Raw genomic sequence first — 13,359 nt, 5'->3', positions numbered from 1 at the left:
TCTCCTTTTTATTCGCCTTTAATTTTACGTTTAATTTTATCTAATAGTGAGCTTCCATGTTCTTCTGGAATATCGCCACTAATTTCCGCAAATTCACGCAGCAACTGTTTTTGCTTTTCTGTTAATTTTGTCGGTGTTACTACTTTGACAACAACGTATTGATGCCCTTGCCCGTAGCCATGCACATTTTTAACACCTTTATCTTTAATACGGAACTGTGCACCCGATTGTGTACCCGCTGGAATTTTCAGCTTTACTTTTCCATGAACAGTTGGTACCTCAATCTCATCGCCAAGTGATGCTTGTGGGAACGTTAATTTTAATTCGTAGTAAATATCGTCTCCGTCACGTTCAAAGTACTCATGATTACGTACAGTGAAGACGATGTATAAATCCCCTGCTGGTCCGCCATTAATGCCTGGCTCCCCTTGACCTGCTACGCGCAGTTGTTGCCCATCATCGACACCAGCCGGAATATTAATTTTAATCTTTTTACGATTTGTCACTTTTCCAGCACCGCGACATGTTGTACATTTATCCACAATAATTTTACCTGCACCACGACATGATGGACATGAGCGACGGTTCACCATACGGCCAAATGGTGTCTCCACCGCTTGGTTAATTTCACCTGATCCGCCACATTGCGAACAGTTTTGAGGTGTTGTACCAGGCTTTGCACCTGTACCACTACATGTTTCACAGTTCTCTTCTTTCGGAATTTCAATTTCTTTTTCTTGACCGAATATCGCTTCCTCAAAGCTAATTGTCATGCGGAACTGTAAATCATCACCTTTACGCGGCGCATTTGGGTCTTGACGACGTCCACCACCACCGAAGAAGGAAGAGAAAATATCTTCGAAGCCGCCAAAACCGCCTCCAAAGCCGCCTCCGCCAAAGCCTGCTTGTGGATCTTCATGTCCGAACTGGTCGTAGCGTGCGCGTTTTTGTTCATCTGACAATACTTCATACGCTTCTGCGATTTCCTTGAACTTCTCATCCGCACCCGGCTCTTTATTAATATCAGGGTGATACTGTTTTGATAACTTACGATATGCTTTTTTAATCTCGTCTTTACTTGCCCCTTTAGCTAGGCCAAGCACTTCATAATAATCGCGCTTACTCATCGTTCACTCTCCGCTCTTTTTACATAACGTATATTCTAACACGTATAAAATTTGATGTATATGCGCAATCCATCACGCATGCATTTTTACAGTGAAAAAGTCAAAGTCCGTAAAAGCGGCTTTGACTTTCTCACTTGCCGATGCAGTGTTGCTCAGCATTTTATTTCATTCACAATTATTTGTCGTCTTTTACTTCTTCAAAATCTGCATCTACAACGCCGTCGTCTTTTTTACCAGCATCTGCTGCGCCGTCAAAGCCTTCTGCACCTTGAGTTGCTTGTGCTGCTGCTGCCGCTTGCTCATATACTTTCATCACAAGTGGTTGTAGGATGCCTTCTAATTTTTCTTTTGCAGATTTGATGCCTTCGATTTCGCCCGCTTCTAAAGCTTTTTTCAGTTCATCGCGTGCATCTTCAACCGATTTTTTCTCATCTTCTGAAATTTGCTCACCAAGGTCTGTCACTGTTTTATCTACTTGGAAGACAAGTTGGTCCGCTTCGTTACGAAGTTCTGCTTCTTCTTTACGTTTTGCATCTGCTTCCGCGTTCGCTTCTGCATCTTTTACCATGCGTTCGATTTCTTCATCTGTTAAGCCAGAGTCAGATTGAATTACGATTGTTTGCTCTTTGTTTGTACCAAGGTCTTTTGCTTTTACAGATACAATACCATTTTTGTCGATATCGAATGTTACTTCGATTTGTGGAATACCACGTGGTGCTGGTGGAATATCTGATAATTGGAAGCGACCTAATGTTTTGTTGTCTGCTGCCATTGGACGTTCACCTTGTAATACGTGAATGTCTACAGCTGGTTGGTTATCAGCTGCTGTTGAGAACACTTGTGATTTAGATGTTGGGATTGTTGTGTTACGATCGATTAATTTTGTGAACACGCCACCCATTGTTTCGATACCAAGTGATAATGGTGTTACGTCTAATAATACGATATCTTGCACGTCACCTGTTAATACGCCACCTTGAACAGCAGCACCCATCGCTACTACTTCGTCAGGGTTTACACCTTTGTGTGGCTCGTGACCTGTTGCATTTTTGATTGCTTCTACTACTGCTGGAATACGAGTAGAACCACCAACTAAAATGACTTTGTCAAGTTCAGAAGCTGAAAGACCAGCATCAGATAGAGCTTGACGCGTTGGTACGATTGTACGCTCTACAAGATCGCGTGTTAAGTCATCAAATTTCGCACGTGATAAAGACACTTCTAAGTGAAGTGGACCTTCTGCACCCGCTGTGATGAATGGTAAAGAAATTTGTGTATTTGTCACACCTGATAAGTCTTTTTTCGCTTTTTCAGCTGCATCTTTTAAACGTTGCATCGCCATTTTATCTTTTGATAAGTCAATGCCATTTTCTTTGCGGAATTCTTCTACTAAGAAATCAATGATTTTTTGGTCGAAGTCGTCACCACCAAGCTTGTTGTCACCTGCTGTTGCTAATACTTCAAATACACCGTCACCTAATTCAAGGATTGAAACGTCGAATGTACCACCACCAAGGTCGAATACTAAGATTTTTTGATCTTGGTCTTGTTTGTCTAAACCGTATGCTAATGCTGCTGCAGTTGGCTCGTTAATGATACGCTCAACTTCTAAACCAGCGATTTTACCAGCATCTTTTGTTGCTTGACGCTGTGCATCGTTAAAGTAAGCAGGTACTGTAATAACCGCTTTTGTTACTTTTTCGCCAAGGTATTCTTCTGCATAGCCTTTTAAGTATTGTAAAATCATCGCTGATACTTCTTGTGGCGTATAGTCTTTATCTTCAACCGTTACTTTTTCAGAAGTACCCATTTTTGATTTGATAGAGATAATTGTATTTGGGTTTGTTACTGCTTGACGCTTTGCTACTTCCCCAACTTGTTTTTCACCGTTTTTGAATGCTACTACAGATGGAGTAGTACGGTTACCTTCTGGATTTGGAATTACTTTTGGTTCGCCGCCTTCTAATACAGCGACACAAGAGTTTGTTGTACCTAAGTCAATACCAATAATTTTGCTCATTTGAATTTGCCTCCTAATATTTGAACGCCTATGTAGCGTTTATATCTATTCGTTATTGTTCTATTCGTTTACAGAAACCATTGCTGGACGTAATACGCGATCTTTTAGCTTATAGCCTTTTTGTAGCTCACGTAATACCGTACCGCTTTCCTTTTCACCATCTTGCTCTTGCATAACCGCTTGATGCACATTCGGATCAAACGCTTCGCCTTCTGCGGCAATTTGCTCTAAACCTTCACGCGCTGTAGCGTCTAAAAATTGACGCTGTACCATTTCAACACCTTTATATAATGAAACGGCATCCTCAGAAGTAACTTGTACTTGTAGTGCACGCTCTAAGTTATCAAGCACTGGCAAAAGGTCATTTAACAAGCTTTGCGCACGGTATTTTTCAGCCGCCTCGCGATCAAGCTTATTGCGGCGCAGCATGTTGTCATAATCTGCTCGTAAACGTAAATAACGGTTTTCTTCTTCTTGAAGCTTTGCCGTTAATTCAGCAATTGTTTGTTCTTTTTCATCGATAACAGTTTCTTCTACTTCTTCTGTTTGCTCTGTATCTTCTACTTCTTCTGTAGCTGTAAACTGCTGCTCAAGTTCTTCTTTTGTTTCTTTTTCGTTTGTCGTATTAGACACTTTATGTCCTCCTTATAGTCAGTCACTCCGCTGGGATAGGGCATTTGATAACCCTCGGCGCATCAAATCAATAATCGTGACAACACGTTGATAATCCATCCGTGTCGGACCGATAATCGCAATAGACCCACTCTCTTCTCCAACTCCAAATGATGCTGTAATCACACTACAGTTTTCCATTGCTAAATGGTTATTTTCCGAACCAATGCGAATTTGAATACTCGCATCTTTTGACTTAAATAAGTTTTGGATTTGACTTTCCTTATCCATTAAATCCATCAACATGCGGACCTTATTTAAATCATGAAACTCTGGTTGGTTGAGCATATTTGTCTTACCAGCGTAGTAAATCTTACCCTCTTTTTGACCACTTGTTACTTGTATTAAAGATTGAATGACAGCATCTGCTGCCTGTATATGTTGTTTTAATACAGCGAGTGCTTCAACTTCTAACTTGAGATGAAGGTTTTGAAGTGAAACACCGATTAAACGGTCATTTAATATATTTACCATCTTTTCAATATCTGAAGGGCTAAACCCCGTTGGTAATGTAAATACACGATTTTCCACATGTCCATTGTCCGTCACGATAATAGCAACTGCTGTTTGATTTGTTAATGGAACAATTTGAAACTTTTTCACCTTATGTCGTTGTACATCTGGACCAAGTAAAATCGTTGTATAGGTCGTTAATTCTGATAGAATACTCGCCGACTCTTTAATCACTTGCTCTGCTTCGACCATACGTCGCTGAAAAACAGATTGAATTTGAATGACTTCTTCAGCTGACATCACTTGTGGTTGCAATAAATGATCCACATAAAAGCGATAGCCTTTCTCAGAAGGAACACGACCTGAGGAAGTATGTGTTTTTTCTAAAAAACCTAACTCCTCTAAATCTGCCATCTCATTCCGAATCGTTGCGGGACTAAATGTAATCCAATCCTTTTTAGATATTTGGCGAGACCCAACAGGTTGGGCAGACGTCACGAAATCATCAACGATTACTTGTAAAATTTGTAATTGCCGATTTGTTAACATGCTCATCACCTCTGTTAGCACTCATTTACCTCGAGTGCTAATACTAATAATAAATTAACAAATCCCCGTTTTTCTGTCAACGGAATCGCTCAATCTTCTAATAAAAATTGTTGAAACACTTCATTACCGACAAATCGACCTTTTCGCGTTAGCCGAATACCTAGTTCATCGCTTTCTAGTAGACCTTGACCCACTAGCTTCTCCATTACTTTACGATATGTAGTCGCAATGGTTTCATTAAATTTCGCTTCAAATACTTCTGCTACTATCCCTTCTGTTTTCCGAAGCCCTAAAAACATTTGCTCTTCTTTTCTTTCCGTCATCGTTACCGTATGTTCATGGACGATTGGACGACAACCGACTTCTACCGCTTCTATATATTTTTTGATGGGACCATAGTTTGAATAGCGCACACCTTCAACATACCCATGTGCTCCTGCGCCAAAACCTGCGTATTCATCATTATCCCAGTAAATCTTGTTATGAACAGACGCAAATCCCGGTTTCGCAAAGTTACTAATTTCGTATTGCTGTAAGCCATGTGCTTCCATTTCTTTCATGAGGACATCATACATATCCGCCTCTAAATCTTCTGTCGGTAGGGCTAACTTCCCTTTTGCATATTGAATATAGAAGATTGTTTTCGGCTCAACGATTAATGAATAAGCAGAGTAATGTGGTAAGTCCAGTTGCAACGCAAGACGAAGCGTATCCTTCCACTGCTCCATTGTTTGATGCGGCAAACCATACATTAAGTCGATGCTAATGTTTTCAAAGCCCACTTTCTTCGCTAATGCAATCGTTTCATATACATGCTCATTCGAATGGGTACGGCCAATTTTTTGTAGCAGCTCTTGATCAAAAGATTGTACCCCCATACTAAGACGATTCACACCACCGTTAAACAATGCCTGTAATTTATCCTCTGACAATTCATCTGGGTTGGCTTCCGAACTAAACTCGGTCACATTGTCCATTGGAATATGCTCGCGAATCAATTCCATCAATCGAGCAATTTGTGTCGCCGACAGAGCCGTTGGTGTGCCTCCACCTAAAAAAATCGTTTCAATGTTTTCAAACGCTTGCGGCATCTCACGTACGGCCATGGCCATTTCTTGACCTAACGCTTCTATATATTGGTCTACTGGCTGGTTTTTAAAGTAGACTTTGTTAAAATCACAATAATTACAAATTTGATGACAAAAAGGGATATGAATATATACTCCTCGCACCACGCAATCACTTCCCTTCTTTTTACTTTGTACCTTTTCATTGTACCTATTCATCACAAAAATACAATTTTGACGCATAAAAAAACGCATTCGTACGAATACGAACGCGCATTAAAATTTAAGCCGTAAAAATAGGTTGCTCTCTATTTAATAACATCACTAAATCAAATGCATTTAATTTTGGCAATTTAGATGAGAATTGAATTGCTTCATCTGTCGATTGGAATGGAAATGCTTCTAATTCTTTTGTTACTTCATATTTACCATCAACTAATTGCAATAAATATAAACGTACAGTCGGGCAGCAAGTTTTTGTGTAATCTAAATTTTCACCTGCTACTAAAATCCCTACATCCTCCGAGTTTGGACTAATAATTGTATCTAGAGTATTTAATCCATCCAATTCAAACCAATCTGGTAAATTGATTTCGATTTGCTTTGTCATTAAATCATCTCCCTATAAAAATTGTGGTAGGAACAAATAATAATAGTGCTATAAAAACATCACAAAAGCGATGACGTTACTAAGTTAATTAAATCATTGCCGTGTCACTAGATACATATTCAAAATCCATAAACTACATTTAAGTATGTATAAAACTACCGTAACTTGTAAATCTATAAGCACTATGTTTGTTTAAATTAATATTACTATCAACTCTCTTTTCTCACAAGCATATATTTAATAATTTTCAAACCAATGTAATCATTTTTAATATAAAATTTTCTCATATAGTAAAAAGTACCTTATAAATAATTTTCAAATAATTAGTTATTTACTCCATTTGTGTGATGATAAAATGTCCTTTTTCTATTATTTATAATCTTTAATTTATAAAAATAGAATGATTATAATTATTAACTAAATACCCAAAGCATGAATATACTAACTTTTTAATTTATTATTTCTTATTTTTTCACTATATTATCAATTACATCATCATTTAACAGAATACTACATGATTTTTACTATAAATGGTAAAAACACTATTATTGCACAATAGATGTAGTGATAAACTTATAATGAGCAAATCCCGAAACATATATTACCATTTAGGTAACCGTTGATTTCCGCTACGGCTGACTCGCTTTCCGCAGGCACGGCTTCAACTAATTTCTTTCGGCTAGTGCCGAAAGAAATGGATTTTCAGCTCAAATCAACGAGCAAGCACCTTTTATCAATCATTCCCCTAAAAAAATCACACTACTTACCTACTAATATTTTATGAAATTTAAATATTGATGGACATGACACATAAAAGTAATACCGTTTTCACTGAGCTAGGATAAGAAATGTGAGAGTCAAATAAATTTTAATTTTAAGCTACACAAGAACGAGCCGTAGGAGACAGCTACAGCTGGTCCATGCGACTCGTTAGATTCGTTATTTTTACTCGTTTTAATTATTTACTACAATGCTTTCCTGCACTTCTTTTTGCCACTTACTATAGCCACCTGACATATTCACGATATTATGATAGCCGTTTGCTTTTAAAACACTTACTGCAATGGCTGAACGAGCGCCAGCCTGACATTGTATAATGAGCTTTTTATTCGGGAGTTCGTTTAATCGATTTTTAATCGTGCCAAGCATAATATGTTGCGCTCCTTCAATATGCCCTTCATTAAACTCCACTAAATTACGTACATCGATTAACGCAACATCGTCCTGTTCCATCATTGTTTTGGCTTCTAAAGGTGATACATTTTCATAGGAATCTAGCGCGTTAGCCTGTGATAACATTGCATCGATATCTGCATATCCTACTAATTGGTCAATACCTATCGAGCGTAAGTCGATTAAAATTTCCTCCATATGAGCAGGTGTAGTTAATACATACAGTGGCTTCTCGTAATCTACAATCCAACCAGCCCAATTTGTGAATGCCTTATTAAATGGAATATTGATTGTTCCCTTCACATGTCCTTTTGAAAATGCATCGGTACTACGCGTATCCACTATTTGATGACCTTCATTGATTAATTGTTCAATCATTGTGACATCATTAATAAATTGCAACTCCGGTAGATTTTTAATGAGCTCAATGCCGACCTTATTTACGGATTTCATCACTGCAAAATAATACGGCGGTTCAGGCTGTCCATCTAATAATGATTGTACAAAGTCCTCTTCTGTATCAAATTTCATTGCCCAGTTAAATTGCTTTTCATAACCTACAGTAGAAGATGGAATGGCTCCTAATGCCTTTCCACAAGCACTTCCAGCTCCGTGCGCAGGCCACAGTTGTAAATAATCCGGTAACTCCTTAAAGCGCTGAACGGATTTAAACATCGCCTTTGCACCAGCATCCGCTGTCCCTACCATGCCCGCTGCCTTTTCAAGTAAGTCTGGACGACCAATATCACCCGCAAAAACAAAGTCACCTGTAAAAATGCCAATTGGCTTATCGGCTGCCGCTCCGTCTGTTAATAAAAAGGAGATCGATTCCGGTGTATGCCCGGGTGTATGCATAACTTCAAATGTGAGACGCCCTAGTTCAAACTGGTCTCCATCCTTCAATAACTGATGTGGGATATTTTCTAAGTTTTGATATTGCCAGTCCTCTCCACCCTCATCTGAAACATACATCGTAGCACCAAAACGGTCTGCTAATTCTCTTGAACCTGTCACAAAGTCCGCATGAATATGCGTCTCTAACGCGCCTATAATGCTCATATTTTCTTTTTCTGCCACTTCAATATACGGCTCAATATTACGCATCGGATCAACAATAAAAGCTTGCCCCTTTTGTTGACAGCCTATCATATAAGACGCGTGTGCTAATTTTTCATCATAAAAATAACGTAATAACATCCTAATATCCCCCTTAGTTTTTGTTTTTACTTAACACCGTTAAAGTCGCTTGTACGTACTTTAATGATTGTTGAACTGTCGGATCTTTTAACCATTTATACATCATCAGTAGTGTAATCGGTTCTTTATTTGACTCCGCCTCTTGCTGAATTGCTTGTGTGAGTGATAGCCCAGCTTGCCCCTTTTCAACGATCGGTTTTGTATACTCCTTTATACTTTCTGTGGCATTCGCTAATGTCGTTTCATCTCCTAAAATGGACATCACAAATGCCACAACATTTTCGAGTTGCTCCAGCATTTGGTTTAGGCGCGGCAACTTTTCTAACAGTCCTATTAATGCTTCAATTGTCTCCATATTCAGGTTGTATGTTTGAAGCATTTGGTCGTATTGCTGTAAACCTTGCTTGTCGGAAAATACAGCCTGCCCGAAGTTCGTCAACTGTCCAAGGAATTCTAATTGTTGTTGGTAAATAGGTAAGTTTTGTAGAAAAGAAGTAATCGCTTCCTGGACTTCTGGTTGCTCTAATTGATGCTGAACAGGTGTTTTAATCATCATTATTTACCCCTTTCTACATTGTGCCTTTTAACATTCCATTCCAGTACATAATGGGCAGTAAATCTTTTTTCAAGATATACATACTTGTACGTTCCATTCCTTGATCAATAGGCAACGATTCAACAGGCTCCTTCGAATAATCGAATTCTGCTAAAATTAACTTATTATAGCCAGTAACGATCGGACAGGATGTATAGCCATCATACATACTCTTTGGTGGCTGGTTTCGCATACATGCCAGTAAGTTTTCTACGACAACAGGTGCTTGCTTACGAATAGAAGCTCCTGTTTTAGATGTCGGTAAATTCGCATTATCCCCTAAACCGAAAACGTTTTCATATTTTTTGTGCTGAAGTGTATGAATATCGACTTCTAACCAACCCGTTCCATCTGCTAATGGACTTTTCGCTACAAATTTAGGTGCGCTCATATACGGTGTGACATGAATCATGTCATAATGAACTTCCTCTTTTTCACCTGTATTTAAATCTTCAAAAATAGCCATTTTTTCATCTGCTTTAATTTCAATTAAGTTATAGCAAAAGCGTGCGTCGATGTTTTTGCGCTCTATTACTTTTTCCAATGCACTACGATATTTCGCTACATCGAAGATTGCTGGATTAGCAGAGCCAAAAATAATATCAATATTGTGCCGAACGCCTAATTTGCTAAAATAATCATCTGCTAAGTACATAATTTTTTGGGGTGCGCCACCACATTTTACTGGTGATGCGGGATGGGTAAATAATGCTGTCCCTGATTTGAAATTCCGAATGGTTTCCCATGTGTAGTCTACATGCTGATAAGAATAATTACTGCATACATTTTTTGTACCTAGTGCCTCTTCTAAGCCTTTAATCGCTCCCCAATTGATCTCCAATCCTGCTGAAACGACTAAATACTCGTAACTCACAAAGGAACCGTCTGCCAATTGAATTTGATTCGTATCAGGGTAAAAATGGGTGACCCCCTGTTGTATCCAAGTAGCACCTTGAGGAATGAGTGAGGCCATTTCTCGCTCAGATTGCTCCTTTTTACTCGCTCCACCACCAACTAGCGTCCATAAAGGTTGGTAATAATGCTTCGTAGCAGGATCGATAATCGCCACTTTACCAGCTAAACTGTGCATCTTCCGCAATAGTCGTGATGCTACAGTAATTCCCCCTGATCCTCCACCTACAATGACAATCTTGAAAGAATTATCCACACGCCCACCTTCTTTCGAATTTGTATTGTGAAACTCTACACTTTCTATTCTACAAATTTCCTAATATTTAAAAAATAGGGGTTTCCCCCTATTAAATTCACAATATTTAAAATATTAAGTCAACAATGATATTCAGGCTTATACTTTGTAAAATTGTCACATCTTTATAACGAGCACATTTTCAACTACCAATTTAAGTTAAAATAAAAAAAGTTGCGAATAATTAATCGCTCACTTCGTTGTAGTTAGTGAAAAAGCTTTTTCAATACATGAAGGAGAATACTATATGACCGTTACGAATCGTAATTTTATTAAACGTTTACAGAAGAAAAAAGAAGATGCTTTAGAATATATCATCGATGAATACATGCCATTAGTGAAGGCCATCGCCCTGAAAGTTTTACAACCATTAGGAAAGCAGGATGCCGTAGATGATTGTATTAACGATGTGTTTTTAGAAGTTTGGAAAAATAGTCATCAATTTAGTGGTGATGCAGCTGATTTTAAGAAATGGGTCGGCATGATTACGAAATATAAAGCGATTGATTATTATCGTATTTATGAAAAACAACGAGCGCGGGAGCAGCAGGTTGAGGAGTTTGAGGAAACGGGCTCTTCACACATCAGTGTACAGGCTACCTTATTGGAACGAGAGCGAAGAAATGAGCTATTGTTTGAATTAAGTAAACTAGATGAACTCGACCGAGATATTTTTATACTGAAATATTATTTAGAGATGCAAAATGGTGCTATTGGTGAAGCGCTGAATTTAAGCAAATCTGCTGTTGATAATCGACTATACCGTGGAAAACAAAAGCTGGCAAAAAACTTAAAGCTAAAGGAGGTTCTCATATGAGTGACTTAAAAAAATTAGTGGATCTAAATATCGATACTATTGAACTAACAGAAGTGAGTGACTTGGAGAAACAACGTGTGAAACAGCATGTCCTTGGCAAAAAGAAAAAGGCAAATTGGTTTAAATACGTAGCTGCCGCTGCAACATTGACAGGTGTTGTGACTGCTACAACGATGTTTACAGCACCATCCATCGCCTCGCAAATCCCATTTATAAAGGACGTGATGCACTATTTTTCCGAAGAGGAAACATTCAATCCACATTTCGGTACTGTTGCAACAGATGTGGCACAAATTCAATCGAGTAACGGTGTAACCGTGATGATTGAGGATGCCGTTTTCGACGGAACAGCTATTACGATTGCTTATGCCATTGAAACAGAAAAACAGCTCGGGAACAACCCAAACGCAAAAGACTTCTTCCATGTAAAAGGGGCGACTGCCGAAGGAGGCTCTGACTATATTAAAAAAATAAGTGACACAACCTATATTGGGACAGCCAAAATAGTACCTCACTTTAAAGAAGAAATACCTCAAACACTTGAAGTAATGTGGGAGCCAACCGCATTTACCGACTATGAAACCCTTAAAATGGTTAACGGAGATTGGTCATTCGATTTCACGATTCAGGCATTGGAAAATAATAAAGTGATCGTCAATAAAACCGTTACAAATGACGATGTATCCCTTACGCTCACTTCCTATGAAACAAATGATTACTCCACTGTTTTCCATGTACAACAAATTGTAAGTGATGTAGTGTTAGAAAAATGGCTGCATGTCACAACTGATTTCGTCCGCATTACAGATGATTTAGGTAATGAATATTATCCAAATAACAATGGGGGTGCCAGCTATGATGCACTGAAGACATATGAATGGAGCAGCTCTATTCAAGCCATTGATGCAAACGCAAGCACATTAACATTAGTACCTGCTGTTTATTATTCAGCTGGCAATGGGCCAATTGCAATGAAAGAAGAACTTGAACCGATTCACATTACACTAAAGTAAACTGAAAAGCGTGAGGCTACTTGTCCTCACGCTGTTATTTTACCTTTTTAAAGCTGCATCAATTTGCTGTAATATTTCCTTTGCAGAGCCTTCGAATAATAAATCAAAATCACGTTCAAAGCCATCCACTTCCCGGTTAATATACACAAGCTTGCCGCGCGTCATGCTTGGAAGCTGATTAACGGGATATACTTGCAAGCTTGTACCAATGACGATGACGAGGTCTGCCGTTTTGATGGCGTGTAGCGCACGATTCCACGCATCCTCTGGTAACATTTCACCGAATAATACGATACCTGGTCGAAGCTTGCCTCGGCATACAGTACATGTTTCTTGATTAAAAAAAGCTTGTGCACTTGCTTCGTGTCCGCACTTGTGACAACGTACAGCATGAATACTACCGTGTAATTCATCTACATAGGTATTACCTGCTGCTTTGTGAAAGCCGTCGACGTTTTGTGTCGCCACACGTGCAATGAGCCCGTGCTTCTCCCAATCTGCTAAAATGCGATGTCCTTCGTGAGGTTCACATCCTTTTAATGCTTCAAATCGTGCACAATAAAATGCATGAAATAAATCATAATCATGCTCAAGTGCTTGTATATTCGCAACCGTTGATGGGTCGATATTCCGCCACCAGCCTGACTTCGAGCGAAAATCTGGTACGCCACTTTCTGTTGACATCCCCGCACCTGTTAACACAACCGTTTTCGTCGATTGTCGTAACCAATCTACTAGTTGATTGACTTTATCCATCATTTCCACCACCGCTTTTCACTCATTATACGTTTATTTGTAATAGTATTCAAAAACACTTACCATTTATTATTTACCTGCACCACTACGAGTGATTATGTAC

Annotated in this window: 12 protein-coding genes; 2 read left to right on the top strand and 10 right to left on the bottom strand. The window is 38.8% G+C overall.

Annotated features, from left to right (window positions below; translation table 11 throughout):
• Window positions 1-8 precede the first annotated feature (8 nt).
• From dnaJ to AC3II9_RS01110, 9 genes are all read right to left on the bottom strand, one after another.
• The gene (dnaJ, locus tag AC3II9_RS01150; protein ID WP_489152648.1) at window positions 9-1,127 is read right to left on the bottom strand and encodes a molecular chaperone DnaJ; all 1,119 of its coding nucleotides are present in this window, start codon (window positions 1,125-1,127) and stop codon (window positions 9-11) included.
• A gap of 175 nt (window positions 1,128-1,302) precedes the next feature.
• On the bottom strand, window positions 1,303-3,147 hold the full coding sequence (dnaK, locus tag AC3II9_RS01145; protein ID WP_489152647.1) for a molecular chaperone DnaK: 1,845 nt from the start codon (window positions 3,145-3,147) through the stop codon (window positions 1,303-1,305).
• Between the two features lie 60 nt (window positions 3,148-3,207).
• The gene (gene grpE / locus AC3II9_RS01140; protein ID WP_489152646.1) at window positions 3,208-3,780 is read right to left on the bottom strand and encodes a nucleotide exchange factor GrpE; all 573 of its coding nucleotides are present in this window, start codon (window positions 3,778-3,780) and stop codon (window positions 3,208-3,210) included.
• A gap of 18 nt (window positions 3,781-3,798) precedes the next feature.
• Window positions 3,799-4,821 (bottom strand): heat-inducible transcriptional repressor HrcA, encoded by a 1,023-nt coding sequence (gene hrcA, locus AC3II9_RS01135; protein ID WP_489152645.1) that lies wholly within the window; start codon window positions 4,819-4,821, stop codon window positions 3,799-3,801.
• An 89-nt stretch (window positions 4,822-4,910) separates the two neighbouring features.
• Window positions 4,911-6,056, bottom strand: coding sequence for a radical SAM family heme chaperone HemW (gene hemW, locus AC3II9_RS01130; RefSeq protein WP_489152644.1), 1,146 nt, complete (start codon window positions 6,054-6,056; stop codon window positions 4,911-4,913).
• 115 nt (window positions 6,057-6,171) lie between these two features.
• Entirely contained in the window at window positions 6,172-6,498 is a 327-nt protein-coding gene (locus AC3II9_RS01125) for a geranylgeranyl pyrophosphate synthase (RefSeq protein WP_489152643.1), read from the bottom strand.
• 954 nt (window positions 6,499-7,452) lie between these two features.
• On the bottom strand, window positions 7,453-8,868 hold the full coding sequence (locus AC3II9_RS01120; RefSeq protein WP_489152642.1) for an MBL fold metallo-hydrolase: 1,416 nt from the start codon (window positions 8,866-8,868) through the stop codon (window positions 7,453-7,455).
• A gap of 13 nt (window positions 8,869-8,881) precedes the next feature.
• Entirely contained in the window at window positions 8,882-9,424 is a 543-nt protein-coding gene (locus tag AC3II9_RS01115) for a hypothetical protein (RefSeq protein ID WP_489152641.1), read from the bottom strand.
• A gap of 13 nt (window positions 9,425-9,437) precedes the next feature.
• Window positions 9,438-10,631 carry an NAD(P)/FAD-dependent oxidoreductase gene (locus AC3II9_RS01110; protein WP_489152640.1) on the bottom strand — a complete coding sequence of 398 codons (1,194 nt, stop codon included), beginning with the start codon at window positions 10,629-10,631 and terminating at the stop codon, window positions 9,438-9,440.
• A 286-nt stretch (window positions 10,632-10,917) separates the two neighbouring features.
• Between AC3II9_RS01110 and AC3II9_RS01105 the strand changes: the two genes are divergently transcribed.
• Window positions 10,918-11,487 (top strand): sigma-70 family RNA polymerase sigma factor, encoded by a 570-nt coding sequence (locus tag AC3II9_RS01105; RefSeq protein WP_489152639.1) that lies wholly within the window; start codon window positions 10,918-10,920, stop codon window positions 11,485-11,487.
• Window positions 11,484-12,500: a DUF4179 domain-containing protein gene (locus AC3II9_RS01100; RefSeq protein ID WP_489152638.1), complete on the top strand. Its 1,017-nt coding sequence runs from the start codon at window positions 11,484-11,486 to the stop codon at window positions 12,498-12,500. Before AC3II9_RS01105 ends, AC3II9_RS01100 begins: the two co-directional genes overlap by 4 nt.
• 39 nt (window positions 12,501-12,539) lie before the next feature.
• Here the strand turns inward: AC3II9_RS01100 and AC3II9_RS01095 are convergent, their stop codons facing one another.
• Window positions 12,540-13,256 (bottom strand): SIR2 family NAD-dependent protein deacylase, encoded by a 717-nt coding sequence (locus AC3II9_RS01095; protein WP_489152637.1) that lies wholly within the window; start codon window positions 13,254-13,256, stop codon window positions 12,540-12,542.
• Between the last annotated feature and the right edge of the window lie 103 nt (window positions 13,257-13,359).

Source organism: Lysinibacillus sp. RU7 (genome assembly GCF_057837305.1).
Note: the sequence above shows the minus strand (reverse complement) of the source record. Positions and strands in the feature narration are given on the sequence as shown.

Excerpts from the sequence above, each read along its gene's own strand:
- AC3II9_RS01115 (WP_489152641.1), bottom strand. The coding sequence starts at position 9,424 with ATGATGATTAAAACACCTGTTCAGCATCAATTAGAGCAACCAGAAGTC.
- dnaK (WP_489152647.1), bottom strand. The coding sequence starts at position 3,147 with ATGAGCAAAATTATTGGTATTGACTTAGGTACAACAAACTCTTGTGTC.
- dnaJ (WP_489152648.1), bottom strand. The coding sequence starts at position 1,127 with ATGAGTAAGCGCGATTATTATGAAGTGCTTGGCCTAGCTAAAGGGGCA.
- AC3II9_RS01095 (WP_489152637.1), bottom strand. The coding sequence starts at position 13,256 with ATGGATAAAGTCAATCAACTAGTAGATTGGTTACGACAATCGACGAAA.
- AC3II9_RS01100 (WP_489152638.1), top strand. The coding sequence starts at position 11,484 with ATGAGTGACTTAAAAAAATTAGTGGATCTAAATATCGATACTATTGAA.
- AC3II9_RS01105 (WP_489152639.1), top strand. The coding sequence starts at position 10,918 with ATGACCGTTACGAATCGTAATTTTATTAAACGTTTACAGAAGAAAAAA.
- hrcA (WP_489152645.1), bottom strand. The coding sequence starts at position 4,821 with ATGTTAACAAATCGGCAATTACAAATTTTACAAGTAATCGTTGATGAT.
- AC3II9_RS01125 (WP_489152643.1), bottom strand. The coding sequence starts at position 6,498 with ATGACAAAGCAAATCGAAATCAATTTACCAGATTGGTTTGAATTGGAT.
- AC3II9_RS01120 (WP_489152642.1), bottom strand. The coding sequence starts at position 8,868 with ATGTTATTACGTTATTTTTATGATGAAAAATTAGCACACGCGTCTTAT.